This window comes from Photobacterium damselae, assembly GCF_003026815.1.
GTDB classification, from domain to species: Bacteria; Pseudomonadota; Gammaproteobacteria; order Enterobacterales; family Vibrionaceae; genus Photobacterium; species Photobacterium damselae.
Genome location: NZ_PYOG01000022.1, coordinates 1 through 17,641 on the forward strand (window position 1 = coordinate 1; position 17,641 = coordinate 17,641).

General features: G+C 39.1%; 24 protein-coding genes. 16 read left to right on the top strand and 8 right to left on the bottom strand.

The features are described 5' to 3' along the window. Positions 1–901: 901 nt before the first annotated feature. The 6 genes from CTN07_RS16255 to CTN07_RS16280 form a co-directional block, all read right to left on the bottom strand. On the bottom strand, positions 902–1,243 hold the full coding sequence (locus tag CTN07_RS16255) for a helix-turn-helix transcriptional regulator (protein WP_050787756.1): 342 nt from the start codon (positions 1,241–1,243) through the stop codon (positions 902–904). 10 nt (positions 1,244–1,253) lie between these two features. Beyond that, the gene (locus CTN07_RS16260; RefSeq protein WP_036763789.1) at positions 1,254–1,637 is read right to left on the bottom strand and encodes a hypothetical protein; all 384 of its coding nucleotides are present in this window, start codon (positions 1,635–1,637) and stop codon (positions 1,254–1,256) included. A 163-nt stretch (positions 1,638–1,800) separates the two neighbouring features. Beyond that, entirely contained in the window at positions 1,801–2,025 is a 225-nt protein-coding gene (locus CTN07_RS16265) for a hypothetical protein (protein WP_036763791.1), read from the bottom strand. Positions 2,026–2,069: 44 nt separating this feature from the next. Next, a complete protein-coding gene (locus CTN07_RS16270; RefSeq protein ID WP_036763792.1) occupies positions 2,070–2,303 on the bottom strand; it encodes a hypothetical protein in 234 nt (77 codons plus the stop codon). A gap of 11 nt (positions 2,304–2,314) precedes the next feature. Then, entirely contained in the window at positions 2,315–2,518 is a 204-nt protein-coding gene (locus tag CTN07_RS16275) for a hypothetical protein (protein WP_036763796.1), read from the bottom strand. 143 nt (positions 2,519–2,661) lie between these two features. Further along, positions 2,662–3,324, bottom strand: coding sequence for a LexA family protein (locus CTN07_RS16280; protein ID WP_005299248.1), 663 nt, complete (start codon positions 3,322–3,324; stop codon positions 2,662–2,664). Between the two features lie 107 nt (positions 3,325–3,431). Here CTN07_RS16280 and CTN07_RS16285 point away from each other — a divergent pair, with 107 nt between their 5' ends. From CTN07_RS16285 to CTN07_RS16305, 6 genes are read left to right on the top strand one after another with little or no spacing between them, the layout of a single operon-like run. Then, entirely contained in the window at positions 3,432–3,656 is a 225-nt protein-coding gene (locus CTN07_RS16285) for a helix-turn-helix domain-containing protein (RefSeq protein WP_036763798.1), read from the top strand. 52 nt (positions 3,657–3,708) lie between these two features. Further along, complete coding sequence (locus tag CTN07_RS16290; protein ID WP_036763801.1) at positions 3,709–4,260, top strand: toxin YdaT family protein; 552 nt, start codon at positions 3,709–3,711, stop codon at positions 4,258–4,260. Positions 4,261–4,272: 12 nt separating this feature from the next. Continuing rightward, positions 4,273–4,416 carry a hypothetical protein gene (locus tag CTN07_RS22825; RefSeq protein ID WP_157132361.1) on the top strand — a complete coding sequence of 48 codons (144 nt, stop codon included), beginning with the start codon at positions 4,273–4,275 and terminating at the stop codon, positions 4,414–4,416. Next, positions 4,409–5,284 (top strand): hypothetical protein, encoded by an 876-nt coding sequence (locus tag CTN07_RS16295; RefSeq protein WP_005299253.1) that lies wholly within the window; start codon positions 4,409–4,411, stop codon positions 5,282–5,284. The genes CTN07_RS22825 and CTN07_RS16295 overlap by 8 nt, the downstream gene beginning before the upstream one ends. Next, complete coding sequence (locus CTN07_RS16300; protein WP_005299255.1) at positions 5,281–6,006, top strand: ATP-binding protein; 726 nt, start codon at positions 5,281–5,283, stop codon at positions 6,004–6,006. Before CTN07_RS16295 ends, CTN07_RS16300 begins: the two co-directional genes overlap by 4 nt. Next, positions 6,003–6,581 (top strand): hypothetical protein, encoded by a 579-nt coding sequence (locus CTN07_RS16305; protein WP_005299257.1) that lies wholly within the window; start codon positions 6,003–6,005, stop codon positions 6,579–6,581. Before CTN07_RS16300 ends, CTN07_RS16305 begins: the two co-directional genes overlap by 4 nt. Positions 6,582–6,621: 40 nt before the next feature. On the opposite strand, the gene CTN07_RS16310 is transcribed toward CTN07_RS16305, so the two are convergent. Beyond that, positions 6,622–8,307, bottom strand: coding sequence for a hypothetical protein (locus tag CTN07_RS16310; RefSeq protein WP_005299260.1), 1,686 nt, complete (start codon positions 8,305–8,307; stop codon positions 6,622–6,624). Positions 8,308–8,352: 45 nt separating this feature from the next. Further along, the gene (locus CTN07_RS16315; protein ID WP_005299263.1) at positions 8,353–9,477 is read right to left on the bottom strand and encodes a dsDNA nuclease domain-containing protein; all 1,125 of its coding nucleotides are present in this window, start codon (positions 9,475–9,477) and stop codon (positions 8,353–8,355) included. 271 nt (positions 9,478–9,748) lie between these two features. Here CTN07_RS16315 and CTN07_RS16320 point away from each other — a divergent pair, with 271 nt between their 5' ends. The 10 genes from CTN07_RS16320 (at position 9,749) to CTN07_RS16365 (ending at position 17,641) form a co-directional block, all read left to right on the top strand. Then, a complete protein-coding gene (locus CTN07_RS16320) occupies positions 9,749–9,952 on the top strand; it encodes an HP1 family phage holin (protein WP_036763805.1) in 204 nt (67 codons plus the stop codon). Further along, complete coding sequence (locus CTN07_RS16325) at positions 9,930–10,472, top strand: lysozyme (RefSeq protein ID WP_005299266.1); 543 nt, start codon at positions 9,930–9,932, stop codon at positions 10,470–10,472. The genes CTN07_RS16320 and CTN07_RS16325 overlap by 23 nt, the downstream gene beginning before the upstream one ends. Next, positions 10,453–10,842 (top strand): hypothetical protein, encoded by a 390-nt coding sequence (locus tag CTN07_RS16330; RefSeq protein ID WP_036763807.1) that lies wholly within the window; start codon positions 10,453–10,455, stop codon positions 10,840–10,842. Before CTN07_RS16325 ends, CTN07_RS16330 begins: the two co-directional genes overlap by 20 nt. Then, positions 10,754–11,053: an Rz1-like lysis system protein LysC gene (gene lysC / locus CTN07_RS23390; RefSeq protein WP_146752076.1), complete on the top strand. Its 300-nt coding sequence runs from the start codon at positions 10,754–10,756 to the stop codon at positions 11,051–11,053. Before CTN07_RS16330 ends, lysC begins: the two co-directional genes overlap by 89 nt. A 10-nt stretch (positions 11,054–11,063) precedes the next feature. Then, on the top strand, positions 11,064–11,534 hold the full coding sequence (locus tag CTN07_RS16340; RefSeq protein WP_036763809.1) for a DUF1441 family protein: 471 nt from the start codon (positions 11,064–11,066) through the stop codon (positions 11,532–11,534). Beyond that, positions 11,515–13,608, top strand: coding sequence for a terminase gpA endonuclease subunit (locus CTN07_RS16345; RefSeq protein ID WP_005299277.1), 2,094 nt, complete (start codon positions 11,515–11,517; stop codon positions 13,606–13,608). The genes CTN07_RS16340 and CTN07_RS16345 overlap by 20 nt, the downstream gene beginning before the upstream one ends. Beyond that, on the top strand, positions 13,605–13,814 hold the full coding sequence (locus CTN07_RS16350; protein WP_036763812.1) for a hypothetical protein: 210 nt from the start codon (positions 13,605–13,607) through the stop codon (positions 13,812–13,814). The genes CTN07_RS16345 and CTN07_RS16350 overlap by 4 nt, the downstream gene beginning before the upstream one ends. Then, a complete protein-coding gene (locus tag CTN07_RS16355; RefSeq protein WP_005299279.1) occupies positions 13,807–15,294 on the top strand; it encodes a phage portal protein in 1,488 nt (495 codons plus the stop codon). The genes CTN07_RS16350 and CTN07_RS16355 overlap by 8 nt, the downstream gene beginning before the upstream one ends. Further along, positions 15,278–17,254, top strand: a complete 1,977-nt coding sequence (locus CTN07_RS16360) for a ClpP-like prohead protease/major capsid protein fusion protein (RefSeq protein WP_005299283.1) — start codon at positions 15,278–15,280, stop codon at positions 17,252–17,254. The genes CTN07_RS16355 and CTN07_RS16360 overlap by 17 nt, the downstream gene beginning before the upstream one ends. Before the next feature lie 63 nt (positions 17,255–17,317). Further along, complete coding sequence (locus CTN07_RS16365) at positions 17,318–17,641, top strand: hypothetical protein (RefSeq protein ID WP_036763814.1); 324 nt, start codon at positions 17,318–17,320, stop codon at positions 17,639–17,641.

Sequence of the window (17,641 nt, forward strand, 5' to 3'; positions counted from 1 at the left end):
TGCCGCTTCTAATTTAAATTCAGCACTAAATAATCGTCTTGTTCGTTTTGTCATGATGTCACCTATTCATGTTAAGAGGTGATGATATCACCTCTGAGTAGGTGGCCAAATTTAATGTACCACTACATAAAAGTACATTTAATTCAGTCGTCGGGTTCAACTAAATAAACCAATCTCTCTTACGATTTGTGAGCGATATTTATTTAAGTTACTTTCCGTTAAATATAAAGGCTATATAGCAACGCTTAATCTTTTTTGCATGTTAGAGCATCAGTGTGTAGTGGCAATGTTAGTAAAAGTAGAACATTAGGAGCTTGTTATGCTTTCCCTTATCTGAAACTCCCGAAAGAGCATAAAATCTAACTTAGTTTGTCTAATTATTAGGTTATATGGTGGCTCCAACAAAGCGATCTCTTCCCAAGATTGCCTTGCGACTAAACCAATTGGCATTATATTTTTATTATTCAAATTAGAACCGTAACCGACAAGGGTATAAGTGATTGGTTCATGATATACGCATGCTTGGAGCGTTTGAAAATTTTAATCTGCATCGGTCTTGATAAGAATTAACCGCGTCCGATTGAGTGGATAGTTCTTTATGATCAGCAGTGAAGTGCTGAATGATATATTTAGCATCAGTGTCGTTATAAATGAGTTGCACAAATCCAATATGAGTTAGCTCATGACTGTAGTTATTAAAATAGACTTTGAATGTGCAATTTATATATTTATTGCACCCCCACGTTAATAAAGACTTTTGAATATCATCGAAGGAATCGTGTTCATAAACAACTAAGATTTTTTCATCGAGTGAATGTTCGTAGTTAATACTCGCCATAATTTATCCCTGACCGTGATTACTAAAAAAACAAAGCGATCTCTCATCAAGATCGCTTTGCATCTAAAAACGTTTCCCAAACCGACTGGTATTATCTTTCCATTCTTCAACAGCAGAACGTAACCAACGCAAGGGCATGAGTGTAATTGGTTCAGGGAAGCCTCGTTTTTGTCGCCACTTATAAATAGTTGCTCGACTGGTAATCTGAAACATCTCTAAGACTTCAACGTGACTAATTAAAAGATGTGTTGATTGCTCATTAAGTTCAGCATAAGTTTTTGCTGGTGGCGGTGAATCAGGTTGTTGGCTTTCTTGTTTATTTTTATAGTGTGACGGTGTCACATTTAAGCTGTTTTCTGTGGTATAAGACATGTTTACAGTAGGGTAGCTGTTGTAATCGAACATGTTAGATTCCTTATTCATATGTTTTATTAACAAAATTAGAAAGACGAACTCGATTTATGGTATGCCAACATCGAGCGTCACCTTTAAATAAGCCCCCAGATTTTAATTTGGCGCATCCTTCGGGAAGTTGCTCACCACAATATTGGCAAGTTCCTAGTGATTCTTTAATCTGCGCCATTTCGGTATGTACGCGATGAATCATTAACTGTAATGCCTCAGTATTTTTACAAGGCTTATTTGGATAAGAGAAAAAAGCGCAAATTTCATTTAATTGGCTTGCTTCAGTGGTACTCAACGGAAGAGGATAGAGCGTAATCCCCTGAGCAGCTCGGCGGTCTCTCAAACGTTGAGCGCGTTTAGCCGCTTGTTGCCGTATTTTTTCCTTATTACTCATTGCACAAAATACCTTTACTGAAGTTATGTTTTGAATCAATTAGTTGCGGGATGGTCAGTCCTACGTTATCCTAAAGAGGATCCTTAGTGTTTAAAAGCTAGGGCTCATTGCACGAGATACCCCATTGGGTTTGGTCACCTGATGGGTTTTCTTTTTTCGTATGTTATTGCTGGTATTGTTCAAAATATTTACGATCGTCTGAAACGGTAATCCCATATTGCCTAGCGCGGTTCAATGTCAGTTCTTTTATGTTTTCTACAAGTGCAAGTTGAATGCGTGTCTTTTCCTCATGTTCAGGCTTTCTCAGTAGGTGTTTTTCATACATCTTTTCTCGATCATCCAAGTCATTCATGATTGTGACGAAGAAAGCGGTTAATTCATTACACATTAATAATCCTTCCTAAAAATCCGGGTGGTCAGCCCTGGCTCATTTCACAAAAGTTTGATGTCCGTTATTACAAAATCATCGAATGTCACCATATATCCATCTTTGATTAGCTCACTTAACTGTGAGATATCTCGCTCTTCATAATGTCCAAATCGAGGATCTCTTGGATTGAGTAGAACTTCCTCCATATCACTTTTACGTTTTACTACCCATGCAGTGGGTTGAATTAACGTTTCTTTTATTTTTACGAGTAATACAGCGTCATTGATTAATCTCATTACGTTCATCCTTAAGAAATAAAAGTGATGACTTCAGCAGCAAATTCTTCAGCAATTTTTTGAGTAATTTCCATATCGAGAGGGCAATATTTTGAAATACCCCAACCATTTTTAGGGTTAGGGATCAAGGTCATAACTTTGTAATCTGATAGTAGGGGGTCATTTGATTTTGATACATCAACTAACCCGTACCTTGTTTGATAAATAGTGTTCATCAAATACCTTAGATTCACGTTTTGTGTAATTAGATGCTACACGTTTCGTGTTTGTTGTGTCAACACAATTTGTGAATTTTGAGGGTGGGGTATAAAAAAACCGCCATGATAGTTGGCGGTTTTTAGAATTTGAGAAGTGCTAGTTAGAATAGTCTTAATTTAGCGTCCACAATCACTCCAATAATCCTACAGTTACCGTTAATTGGTAACGTTGGATATTGAGGATTAAGAGGCTTTAGATAACGTTGACCTGCATCAATCATAAGTTTTTTAAACGTAGCTTCATTTACATCAGTTAGTTTAGCGGCAACAAGTGAGCCATTTTCGGCTGCTCTCTCTGTATCAACTAATACGAGAGTTCCCTCTGGGAAACTTATTCCCGTTGGTGATGTCATAGAATCGCCATGAACTCTTAACCAAAAACTATTTTTACTTGTTCGTTCAGTGGTTTGGTACCATTCAGTAATAGTTTCTACTGGGTATGGCTCACAAGCTTCCGTCCATATACCAGCCTGCACTGAGCTTAAAACAGGAAATGAATTTTGATAGCTAGGTTGTATGTCAATAGTAGATATATTCATTAGTTCAGGTAACTCACTATCATCAAACAGTATCTGATAGGCTTTAATACCTAAATGCTTAGCTAGTGTATCTGCATCATCTAAACTTATACTTCTGATTCCAGATTCATAGTTACTGACACGCGACGCTCCCCAACCACAAAGGTCAGCTAAATCTTTTTGACTAATGCCTCGTTTGGCCCGGAACTGCTTTAGACGCAGCCCTACTTCTGTTTTCTTATCCATTTATATAATTTATCACGAATTGTGAACTTTTATACACACTAATCGTGTATATTTGGTTGATGTTAATTCACGAATTGTGTATCTTAAGTTCCAACCAAGGAGCTTAAATGAATAGAATCGCATCTCTACGAAAATCATTAAGTATTTCGCAGTCTGCATTGGCTGGAAAGATTAATAGCGTTCCATCCAGAATCGCTAATTTTGAAGCATCAAGGCGACGTCCTGATATCCAAACCTGTTGGATGATTGTTAATGCACTCAATGAATTAGGTGCAAATTGTACCTTAGAACAGGTATTTCCAAATCCAAACAATAATAACGAACCATCTTAATTATAGGTGAATGTTCGCTTTCTGGTTATTTGTACAGTAAAGGAAAACTCTAATGTCAATTCAGAGCTTAAAAAGCGTTATGCGTAACGCTGTTGAAGGATGGCGCACCGAAGTGAGTAAAGATTTTATTACTCAGCATGTCTCTCGTCATTACCACAAAATGAGCCTTCAGTATGAAGTTGATGCTCAACGTAAATTACTTTTAAAACCTGTGGGTGCTGATGACAAAAATAATCAGCAAAACTTTTTTCGCTATTTAGAACGTACAAGCATCGAGGCCAAAGCAACCATGATGGATCTTTTGCCTGCAGTAATTGCGGCAATGCCGAAACAACGTGCTTGTGATGCTCTCAATACTTTTCTTAACCCACTTGGATTTTCTGTTGCAACTATTGGCAATGGAGAACAGACATCTAACAGGGATCATCTGTTAGCTATGTTCAATAAAGAATCATCAGAGGCTTTGTCGTCTTTGTTGTTATTGCCCGAGAACGCAACTTTAGAACAGTTACGTTCAGCCTACAAAGAAGTACAAGAAAGTGAGGGGAGTCATAAACCGTTACTGAGCTATTTGGAAACCTTAATCACTCGAAAAACAGTGTAAGGATCTCGTGCAATGAGTCTTAAATATCAAAGTATAAACGGGGAGTCTCGTTGGATGCTGACCACATCCACTCGATATATCGAAATTTCTCGTCAGCAAGCCATTCAGGTATTTAATCGTAAATTACATGCAGTAAGGAAGAGTCTTCATGGCTAGGTTATTTCAGGCTATCAGAGAGCTTTCTGGTAATGAAGCGAACATCAGTATTCCGCGTGTTTACATTCGCTTTTGTAGTGGCGACTTAAACCAAGCCGCTGTCTTATCGCAATTAGTGTTTTGGTCTGGTTGTGCTTCATCTAAGAACGATGGATGGTTTTATAAGCGCCATGAGCAGCTTGCTGAAGAGCTATGCCTTAGCGTAGACCAAATCCGTTATACATTGAAAAAATTGAAAACACGCCTAGGTGAGAGCCTTGGTACTACCCGCAAAAAAGCAGAGGGTGTACCGACTATTTTTTATCGATTTGATGAAGAAAAGCTGATGGATCTTATTTTTCCTGAAGACAATTCCGATTCGGTAAATTTACCGAATGGAAACGGTGAAATTACCGAATCCATTCGGGGATCTCACCGAAACCTAGGATTCGGTAACCTTCCCGAATCCATATACAGACTCAATACAGATCCGATAAAACAGATCAATAACCCTATAGTCCCTTGCGAGGAACATCAGCTTGATATTTTGAACGATCAGAATCTAGAGCCTGTTGAACCACCAACGAAAAAAACACGAGCTAAGCGAAAACCAAAAACAACCTTGCCAGAAGATTTCTGCCTGACCGAAGCGATGCAAGCTTGGTACTCAGTTCAAGGTTTTAGTTTAAATATCCAGGCAGCAACAAACCAGTGGATGGATGCCATGTTAGCCAGAGGGCAGTGTTACCAAGATTGGACCGCTGCATGGCGAAGCGGAATGCGCAACGCCAACCAGTGGGCAACAGAGCGAATGGTAAAACAATCATCAGCAGTGAACAAAATGGGTGCCAGTAACGGCGATTATGGCCCACCGGAGGATTATCGATGAACTTCATGCAACGTTTAGCACAAGCAATGCCTGCCAATGTCAAACCATACACGTTTGAGCAGATGCAAGCGATTCGACAGCGTGAGGCTGAGAGTTACTGTCAGAGTATTTCTCAAGAAAATCGTCAAGCACGAGTCTCTATGGCCATTGGTCGTTCTGGAATTAAAAAGCGTCACCAAAACTGCCGATTCGATAATTATTATACCCATTGCGAAGGTCAACGCAGTGCTTTCGCAGAAGCAAAGCGGTTACTCGATAACTTTGTTAATCGCAGAACTTGTGGTGGTTTTATTTTCGCCGGGACATCAGGAACAGGAAAAAACCATCTGGCATGTGCTATTGCGAATGAAATGCTTCAGCTACGACGATCCGTTGTGGTGATCACCGTAGCTGAGTTGATGTTAAAAATCCGCGATTCTTACCGTAAAGAATCTGATGTAAGTGAAACAGATATCATCCGTTTCTTAAGCCAAGTTGATTTGCTAGTGATTGATGAATTGGGCGTTCAGCACAATAGCAACAACGAGCGTGTGATGATTAATCGCATCATTGATGAACGTTATACCTTAGAAAAACCAACAGGGGTGATTACGAATCTTCAGAGTGCTGAGTTAACCAACACATTAGGCCGAGCAGCTGTTGACCGAATTATGGAAGATGGCAAATGGGTGACATTTAATTGGACTAGCTACCGAACTAATAAGGGAATGCACCAAGCATGAAGATCGAAACACTGTTAAGCAAATTTGATATTAAAGGGATCAACTATGGTCCGAGTACTGGGGGAGGGAACCCATTACTTTCTGCTGAAGAACAATTGGCTGTTGTGGGCCTATGTTGGCATGAATCACCTGTAGGTTGGTTATTACTGTTTGTTGAGGGGCTTCGAGATGTTAATGCTCTTAAGCAGCTTCAAATCGCAACCATGGGGGAAGCACTTCGTTTAATGGAAGATTGGCGGGGAGTATATCCAGAAAAGGCCATCAAAGCTCTGTGTGCAACAGCCATTGCTGAAGCGACTCAGCAGCAAGGGCAGATTTGTCCTGAGTGTAATGGTAGTGCTGTTGTGCTTTCTAAGTGTAATCACAAGCGTAAATGCCAGTGTTGTAAAGATGGACGAATAGAGTGGACGCAGGAAACTCGTTTTGCTTATTTTGCTAGAACATTACCTGTGACGTACAACCGGTTTAAACGTTATTTGGTTGTTTTGAATGTTTTAGTTGAGTGGTTAATAGATAGTAGAATAATAGCTGTTTTTTCAATGAAAAATAAAATAGCTATAGAAAAATCAATGTAGAAATAGAGTGTATCAATATGTTTGATACACTCTATATACATTAAAAATAGATGTTGAACTCTTGCGTTATTTTATTATACATGTCTACAGATAATAAAGATTTTTTGTTAGTCAACATAATTACATTACTGTCTTTATTGTCAATAAGTGATTGGTAGTTTTTATTGTTAACACCAAATATTAGTAGTTGTTGTTCGTCCCAGTCATTGAGAAAATTATTTATATAATCAATATTTATATTATCTTGTTCTTGTTGGTATGGTGTATCAATAACAAAAGGAAGTGAATAAACACTACAATGTTCTTTCATCATATCATTTAGGGTTTTATAATAAGAAAGTATAGAGCGAGATATATCACTACCACTTACATCAAAGGAGTATATTATTTTTTTGTCATATAGGACTTGGGCGTCTTCTATATTTAGTTTTTTGAAATTTGTTAATAATTTATCATTAAACTCATTAACAATATTTTTATACCTTTCTTTTTGTTCTTTATTATTTGAAAATTTTTTGATTGATTCTTTTTTTGTTTTTAATGTGTCTATTTCTAACTTTGATGATGCTATTATCTTGTCAAATGTGAGCTTAATTGCATTGTCAAAAATGTTTATATTATCATTTAATAGTTTATCTTCAATTAATGAAGGTAAGTTATGAAAACGTTCAAACATTAATATTTCATTTTTAATTAAATTTAATCGACGTTTATTGTTATCGATCTCCTCATTTAATATATAAAGTTGATTTAATGCGTTTGTTTTACAAGTGATCAATTTATCTCTGTCATCAATAATATTGAAACGAGCTACAACATTATTTTCATGCTCTGTTCCACAAGTTGGACATTGAATGATCTGGTCTTCAATATTATTTGTGGCAAATTGGTAGTCTTTAAAAAGTTCAGTACAGGCAGATTCAATTATTTTAATTTCTTCTTTAAGAGCAAAGCGTTCTTTTTTTTGTATTAGTAATAATTCTTTTATTTCAGTTTCATTATATAATAGAGCATTAAGTTGTTTGTTTTCTTTTATATGTTTATAGTTTTCAAATGGATTAAATAGTTCTGTATTATCTTTGTTAAAAACAGATATAGCTTCTTTAGTGAAGGATATATTGTCTATTTTTTGTGTTAATTTGGTTATTTCTCTTGTTATAGGTAGCTCTTCTAGTTGAGGTTTAAAGTACTCATCTGGTTTTAGCCCAACAAAATAATCAATAGCTTTTGATATTTCATTTTTATGATAATAATAAAGGTTGAATGATTTAAATAATTCAGACCATCCTGTATCTTGATGAATATAAGAGCAAATAAGTTGAATCGCGGTATAGGGTACCGTTGGTGATGAAGCAGATTTTTCTTTTATACATGCTTTAAAGTTTATAATATTTGCAAATGCAATACTAAAGCTTTTTAGTGAATCAAAATAAGATTTATTGTAATTAGGGTAGTGTATTACAAATGATTTTTCTTTTCTTGATATATGATAGGTATCACACCCAACAGTAAATTTAATTACGGTTCTAACACCTAAATCTTTCCATGACTTAGGTTGTTTAAGATCTATACCTAAAGCCCAAAATATAGATGTGCTTAAACATGTTTTTCCAACATTATTCTTTGAACCTAGAATCAAATTCTTTTTCTGAGAGAACTGAAATATGTTTGCTGACTTTTCTAAATCTGATATTAGCGATAATTGTTGAAATACTATTTTTTTCATGCTTTCGTTCTCTAAGGTTTCTAATAAGTAATTTATATTGTTTATTCATATGTTTTCACTTATTTCTAACAATATTGCGGGTTCTAGTAATTCCTCATTAAAGATATCACTATATTTTTCATCTTTTAATAGATTGGATTTTATATCGATAATAATTTCATATAAATCTTCTTTAGAGCTTAATTCGAATAGTTCATTGACTTTTTCGCTAAAAGAGTCAAACATCAAATTCGTTTGAGTCATTTTTAATCCATAATATTCTCTTACTTTTTTCTTCATTTTTGATTTGGATTTTATTGGGAGTTTTGCATAGTTAGCATCATTACTCATTTCATTTGTGATTTTTATCCAAACTGATTCAAAATCAGTAAATCCTTCTCTTGTTGTTCTTCTTTGTATAATTTTTTCTATTTGCTTTTTTGTAATGGTTTTATTTTTAACAAAGTCATCCCAATTATTATATTTTAATGTACTGCATCCAATTTTCAGTAATTCAGTTGTTATTGCATCATAGATTAACTTTGGTTTTGATGATGAATTAGGATCTATACTATCGATATATTTAGCAATTATCCCTATGATTAATAATGTACTTTCATCTTTAGATGTTGTTTGCATTCCTCTTATAAAATAAAGGAAGTTTGGTATTTCTGAAATATCTAAATCACGAAGTACAGCCTTTTTTATTTCATTTTTAACCTCATCAGATAAATGATTGAAATTTACTGAATGATATGATGATATTTTATCATCTTCATTTTTTAATTTAAATGAATAATCAGTAGATGATACAAGAGCTATAGAATTCAACCGTTTTACTAATCTTTCCTTTGTGATGTTCTTAATTATTTTTGATATTATCGCAGGTTTATCTTTTGATCCTCTACAAATAACATTAGATGTTATATTTCCTGATTTTGAACGCTCCTTGACTTGAAATAAATCTATTTTAGTCTCGTTATAATCGATATTTGAAATAAACATTACATCTTCATGAGTTTCCATTGTAATAGAACAATTATTAAAATTAGGCATTTGATTGAATAGATGTAACAAAGCCCAATTGTATTGGTACCAATATTTAGCAAATGTTAAAGCACCGGCATCTTCATCTTGTTTGTCTGCTTGTGCAAAATTAGGTTTTAAATTGATATCAGTAACTATATGCATCGTTGTTTCTCGTTAATCTATCTACTTGTTTCAAAAGAAAAAACAAGGTTTACATAATATATAATATATGCATCTTGTTTTCATTCTGATATTTTAGATTTAAAGCGAAATTATGATCTGTATTGACTTTTTTTTTAAAATACCGTCTAATTCTCATATTGCAGAACCTCACCTACTCGGTGGGGTTTTGTCGTTTTAGCACTCTATGAATCTCCATAACCGCCATTACCGGCGGTTTTTTTGTATCTGAAATTCGCCTATGAGAGAGAAAATGATTAGTTGGTTTGCCTACCTCTGGGCGGGTGTAACCGGCTTAGCTTCTGGACTGTCCATCAATGAAATAGGGGTGTTGATCTCTATTTCAGCCACGATATTTACTGCTTTTATCAACTGGCTTTACCGCCGCCGCACACTCAAAGCCCTCCAAAACCATCCAGAGGTTAAAAAGATTTATGAGCAAATGGAAGACAACTAGTGGTGCCATTACCTGTGTCGTTGCTAGTGTTCTGGCTGTTGTCGCAGGTACGGATCATCATTTGAAAACAAGCCCAGACGGATTGGCATTCATTAGCAATCTGGAAGGGTGTTCTTCTGTGGCCTATCAGTGCAGTGCCGATCGTTGGACTGCCGGGCTAGGCCACACAAAAAATGTAAAGGAAGGTGATAGCGCAAATACAGAACAAATTGCTGATTGGTTTATTGAAGATATTGCTGCTGCAGAAAAGGTCGTAAACCGCGAGGTGACCTTACCCGCAGGCCCTAAATACGATATGGCTGTGTCATTTGTGTTTAATCTGGGTGCAGGTAATTTTCGCAGCTCAACGTATCTTAAGAAATTAAAGGCTGGTCAGTTGGATGCAGCGTGTTATGAGTTCCCCCGTTGGGTTTATGTTAATGGTAAAGATTGTCGTATAGACGGTAATCATTGCTCTGGCATTGTGACTCGACGACTAGCTGAAAAAGAGGTCTGCTTATATGGGTACTCACAGCATTAAGTTAATAGGTCTTGTGGGAGTGGTGGCCATAACTTCGTTGTTAGTGATAAAGCAAAATCGAGTGACGCACCAATTGGAAAAGGTGAGTGCTGAGCTTTTGTCTAATCGCATTCAGCAAACTAAGTTGATCTCCGCTAATCAATCGCTACAGCAAACTATTACGCAGCTAGAACAGCAGGCTTTGCAAGAGCAACAGGCAGCTAAGCAGGCTGAACAAGCTCGCCAAGTTTGGCAACAACGAGCAGAGCAAGCGAAACAACAGATTGAAAAGGACATTTCCCATGAAGAATGTGCCGATTTACCTATCCCTAACGCTGCTCATTGGATGTACTACGACACCGCCACAGGTGATCACTCAGTACAAAACTGAATATATCAAACCACCGGCAGCGTATTTAGTGTCGTGCCGGCAACCTTTTCATAAGCCACCCCAAACATGGGGAGAAGCGGCTAAACGTGATCCTGTATGGCTCCACTATTTTTCTCTTTGCTCCGAGCAAATAGAAAACTTACGTCGTTGTTATAACGAACCAAATCAATGTACTCAATCGAGTCAGATAGGAGGGAACTTAAGCCAATAAAGAGGATGCCATGAATAATGAGAAACGGTTTTGGAATACGACCGAGCTAGAACAGTTTGGTAAGCACCGTTCGACAATTAGAAAAAATTTGAAAGCGGCAGGGGTTGCTCCTGTTGCGTTTAAGGGAAATACGCCACTGTATGATGTTGTTCAAGTGGCACCTTACCTTTGTAAACAGCCTCGGAAAGAATCGGATGCACCCGACTTAATGGGGTTTCCAACGGCCGCTGAGCTTCGAGCTTATGTACAAAGTGAGCGCGAGAAACTCAGTTTAATGCGCGATGCAGGCGGCAGTGTTTTAAAAGAAGATTATGAAAACGAGATTGCTATCTGCATTGCCAGCGTAAAAGGCTTTAAAGATAAGGTTATTACTCGTATTGAGTCGGCAATTCCTTCAGCCACACCTCAGCAGCTTGAAGATCTTGAAACCTTGTTAAATTTTGACTTAAAGGCGATATCTGATGAGCTTGAAACAATTTGATAGTCGTTTAGGACTTGAGTTTGCTGATGCGAAAGAAATTCGCCGTAAGTTGGCTTATCTCTGTGCACCAACAGATAAAACACCAGTAGAGGCCGCCGATGAGGGATTGTGGATCTCTGATGGTACGGACGTTACTAAGTTCTTATCTTCTCAAGTTCCTTATATGAGAGAGCCATTAAATTGTTTGTCTCGACGTATTTATGAGGCTGTGATTGTGTGTGGTCCGGCTCGTTCTGGAAAAACCAAAGCTTTAGTTGAAGGCTGGATTAATTATGCCGTCACTCAAGCTCCGGGGGATATGCTGCTTATCTATAGCACCAAAACGAAAGCCTCTGATATGTCCAAAGTCGATTTAGAACGCTCGTTTAATGCTACTTCTGCCATTGCCAAGCTTCGAACGGGGCGAAAGTCTGATGACAATATCACCTCAAAGAAATTTAAAAATGGCATGAACCTCAAACTGGACTCAGCAACCGAGACCAGTTTATCAGCCTCAACTTATCGTTATGCAGGGGCTACCGACTATGACCGTGCAGATGATGCCGTGGGTCAAGAGGGTTCGAAATTTGAACTGATGCTTATGCGTGTTCAAAACGCCAAATCATCGGGTATGGTCATGGCAGAATCTTCTCCCGGTCGTGTAGTACGGAATCCCAAGCGTGAAGAAGAGTTAGCACCTCATGAAGCTCAGCCTTGTGGTGGCATTATGGAGTTGTATAACCAAGGTGATCGTCGCCGCTTTTATTGGCTATGTATGGATTGTTGTGCTTATTTCCAACCCTCTTTCGAAACGCTTAAGTGGGAAGAGAATGCCGATCCATTAGTAGCTTCAAAACAAACATGGATGGAATGTCCCCGTTGTGGCCATCGTCATTTTGAATCACAGAAACAACAAATGAATATGGAGGGGCGTTGGTTTCGTGAAGGCGAAATAGATTGTTATGGTTACGTTGTCACAGAAACCGCAGCGATAAGAACCAGTAAATGGGCAACGTTCTGGTTTGAAGGGGTCATAGCTGCATACGCCAGTTGGGAAAACTTAGTGTATCGCTATCTCAATGCTCAAGTTATTTATCAAGATAGTGGGGATGAAGAGTCTCTAAAAGCCTTTATGAATGTTCGTATGGGACGACCTTATATCATGCAGTCTCGTGGTCAAGAGATAGGGGCTCATCAATTGATGGCACGAGCGGCAGATTATGAACGGTCAATTATCCCATTCGGAGGTCGTTTCTTGATAATGACCATTGATGTTCAAGGTGGAAAGCAAAACCCTCGTTTTGTGGTGCAAGCTCAAGTCTTTGGTGAAGGATTGCAACGTTGGGTTATTGATCGCTTTGAGATACTGACTAACCCCAATCGTAACAATGATCGCATAAATCCGATGATTTACGCCGAAGATTGGGACCTTCTTATCGATGAAGTTATTAAGAAAACCTATCCCTTAGCCGATGGTTCTGGACGAATGATGAAGCCAGTATTAACGCTTTGTGATTCCGGTGGTTCGGGTGAAAAGAAAAAAGGCCGACAGAAAACCTCGTCAGTTACCGATCATGCCTATCAGTTTTATAACCGATTAAAAAGTTTGGGCTTGTCGCATTTATTCCGTTTGGTTAAAGGCGCAAGTCGAGACATTGAAGATTTGGTAAAAGAAACCTATCCCGATAAACGAAGTAAGTTAGCTAACGGTGAAATCCCGTTGTTGCAGTTGCACACCAACCGATTAAAAAATCGAGTGGCGGCCAGCTTTTCTCGTTTGGAATTTGGTGCTCGTTTCTTCCATCTACCCGGTTGGGCCGAACGGGTTTGGTTTGATGAGCTGACAGTCGAGTTTATTGATGAGTATGGTCATTGGCAAAAACCAGATGGCGCTCGTAATGAATCGTTTGACTTGTGCGCTTATGCCGAAGCTGGGATGTATTACAAAGGCGGTGACGATATTAATTGGAATAACCCGCCAATATGGGCTGAGGAATGGCAACTCAATAGCAATGTGGTAGATGCCGACCAGTCGCCAAAGTTTGAACGTCAAGTTCGTCGTCGATATAACCACTCTAGAGGAATATTTGGATGATAAACCATCGTGAACGTTTGCAGTGGTATCTTGATGCCGAACGTAAGATTTTAATGCAACAAGCCGTTGAAACGGCAGAAGGTGAAAAGCTGACATTCGCCAGTTTAGCCACCGTTCGCAGAGAGATTGAACGGCTGCAAGCATTAATAAGCCGTGGGCAGTTGGGTGGACGCCGTAGCATGATACGGAGAAATCGCCTTGAGTAGATTGAATTTTGCCGACCGCATTATTTGTTATTTGAGCCCTAAAGCGGGTGCAAAGCGGTTGTACAATCGGACATTGGTCAATAAATATCAAGCGGCACTTCCTGCTAATCCTCATTCCAAAAAACGTAATCCCCGCTCAACGGGTCTAGCCAATCAAGTCAATCGAGATGCTAAATCATTAAGAGAACGTGCTCGGCATATGGATGAAAACACGCCTTATGTTACCGCTATCTTAGATGAGCTGTGTGCCAACGTGGTGGGGCCAAATGGCATTATGATTGAACCACAACCACTGGATATGAATGGTAACGTTCATACTGAATTTGCACGGAAAATCAGTGAGTGGTTTGAAGTGTTTTCTTTAACTCAGAACATCGATGGTGAGTTATCCCGTGCTGAAACTGAGTGGTTAGCTTGCCGAACTTGGCTTCGTGATGGTGAGGTGTTTGCTCGGTACTACATGGGAGAGAACATCGAGCTTGAATATCCATCTGAAACACCATTTGGAGTTCAACCCTTTGAGCCAGATTATATTCCCTTTCATATTAATGAGCCTGAGCGTGGGGTTTTTGAGGGTATTCGGCGCAATCGTCTAGGGCAGATGATTTCAATTCTCATCCAACGTGATCAACATGGCTTTGCTTTTTCTGAAGTGTCAGCGAGTTTTATTGCTCATTTGAAGTTTACTCGCCGTTTTCATCAAAACCGAGGGGTAACTTTGCTCCATTCAGTATTGGATTTGATTTCCGATATTGAAGATTACGACCAATCCGAGCGGATAAGTGCGCAAATAGCCAGTCGTTTTGCCTACTTTATTAAACGAGATTCGACCTCCAATGGAGATGATGATTTTGATCGTGGTGGCGATATCTTTCTTGGGATGGGTAATAGTTTTGAACTCGCTCCCGGTGAGGATGCGGGCATTGTCGAAAGTCGTCGACAAGAGTCTATGAGCAGTCCTTTTCGTGATGCTCAAATGAGATTGGCCGCATCAGGTTCAGGGGTGAACTGTTCGAGCGTAACCCGACATTATACCGGGTCTTACTCAGCCCAACGGCAAGAACTTATCGACTCGTTTGCTCGCTATCGTATTTTGCAGCGTAAGTTCGTAACCAGTTGGACTCGACCTCAATATCGAATGGCATTGCAGATGGCCATCTTATCTAAGGTGTTAACTGTTCCAAAGGGTGTGGATCCAAATTCCATTCTAAATGCCATCTATCAGGCGCCAGTAATGCCATGGATTGATCCCGCAAAAGAGATGACAGGCATTGAAAAGGGGACTCGCCTTGGTTTGCAGTCGCTTAGTCATTTCCAACGTGAGCGAAATTACAACCCGGTTGCTGTACGCCGAGAGATTAAGTCTGAGCGCCAAGCGATGAATGATGATGACATCGTCAGTACGGCAGATCCTGCACATAATCTTCAATCCAAAATACAACATTCAACCAAAGAGGCTTCTGATGGCCAAAAAGAATAAATCCTGGTTTACCTTAACCAATCAAGGGGATGATCAGCCAGTAAAGGTTTGGATCCATGGTGATATTGGTAGTTATGAGATTGCTGCCATCGATTTGATTAAGGCATTGCAATCGATAGGCTCTCAAGATGTCCATTTTCGTATTCAGAGCTATGGCGGCTCGGTTTATGAAGGGTTGGCCATGTATAACGCCATTAAAGCCCACAAAGGTAAAACAGTGGGTATTGTTGATGGGTTAGTTGCTTCTATTTCTAGTTATTTCTTGATGGCGTGTGATGAAGTCCATATGCCAGAAAATGCGAAATTAATGATTCATGACCCCGCTATTGGTGCTTGGGGTGGCGAGGATGAATTAGAAAGCGCATTAACTCAGCTTAAAAATGCTAAGCAGACCATTGCAGAGGCTTATGTCGAGCGAAGTGGCCAATCGCTTGATGATGTTTTAGAGGCCATGGCAAAAGAAACATGGTTTACCGCAAGCCAAGCCTTAGAGTTTGGTTTAATCGATCAAGTCATCGATGCGGTTGATTTATCGAACTGTTTAAAAACGGTTTCATCCCAAGAGCTACAGAATAAAGCGTTCAAACATACGCCCGCTGATTTGTTGGCTCAGCTTTCTTCACCAACACCAACCAATCCAATTGAAAGTGAACCTATGCCAAAACCAAACGATGATGCATTAATCAATGCAGTAAAAAAAGAAAATGAGCGTCAATCTGCTATTCGTGCGTTATGTGCCGCTCATAAAGTAAAAAATACATTACGAGATGAAATGCTCAATGATTTAAATTGCAGTACTGATGATGCTTCTATCAAGATTTTGCAGTATCTCGGTAATCTCTCACTCAAGGGCCAAGATGATCCAAATACGGCATCAGACGCTGGCTTAACGAATAGTCATATTCATGTTGGTAACGGAAACATTACCAAAGATACACTGCAAAACGCACTTAATGCCCGTTGTGGAACCGCTAAAATAGAAAAAGATAATCCATATCGACTTAAAACCTTGCTTGATATGGCTGAGATTTCAGTGGGTAAAGACGCGAAATACTGCAGTACCAAAAATGAGTTGGTCGCCCGTGCTTTTAACAGTGGGGATTTTAGCGACATCATTACCGAAAGTGTACGAACTGTGATGCGAGATGAAGCAGAGGTGCGTTCTCCATTGTGGCGAGAATTGGCCAATACCGAAGATTTACCCAACTTCAAAGAAACCGATCTTATCTTAATTAACGATGCACCTGATCTTATGGCCATCTCTGAAGATGGTGAATACAAATCGGCAACCATTAAAGGTAGTGGTGAGAAAATCCAACTGGGTAGCTTTGGCCGTGAAATTGCGTTCACTCGTCAAGCCATCATCAATGATGAGATTGCACTAATTGCCAAAATTCCACGTAAATTCATGCAGGCCGCTTACCGTTTATCAGATAAGTTAATGTTTAACGCTATTCTGAGTGGAAAAATGGGCGATGGTAAAGGTGTTTTTCAGGCTGGAACTGCCAACAAATGGGGCAATCTAGTCAATGATATTCCTGCTGCTGACTATCAGGCTTTAGTGATGGCTCTGCATAAATCTTTTGCTACGACCCAAACCTCTGAAGGGGATGCGCTAGATCTTCGTGGTGAGATTTTATTGGCAAACCCTGATCATGCTTCTTTCCTTGAAGCTGTACTAAATACAGCCAGTAAGCCTGATTCCTTTAATCCAGCGTATAAGAAGTTCCAAAAGGTGGTAGAGACTGCCCGTCTGAGTGAGGTTAACGGTGCAATTGGTTTAACGGGTAAAGATTTTGATTCTGTTGTGATGGCCTTCCTTGATAGCGCTCAAGACCCTTGGTTAGAGACTGGGGATGGTTGGAGTAGCGACGGTGCAAAATTCCGAATTACTTACGATGTTGCGTCAAAAGTTATTGACCGTCGAGGCATTGCTCAGGCGCTATTTGCTAACAAGTAATACATATCATTAATGATAAGGGTGCTCAGGCATCCTTTTTTTATATCTAAATAGAAGGTACTTATGCGCATTGCAGATGGTAATAAAATTGATTTAACTGCGCCAATAGGTGGGTTTATTAAGGATGTTCCAGCAAAGTATGGCTCTTTGATTGTGGTTCCCAACTATTCAGCCAAAGAAGGTCAAGTGGTTAGCTGTACTTACCGTGGTTTGTTTGATGGTCCGATTAAGGCTGGTGATTCACCAACATTTACCGGAGAAGATGCTTATTTTCATGATGGTGAGTTTACCAAAACATTGCCTGTAGGTGATGGTGCGGTAACAGTTCCTGTTGGTGTCTTTATTGATAACGGCGTGCTGTTAATGGGTTTCTCCGTTTCGGGGTGA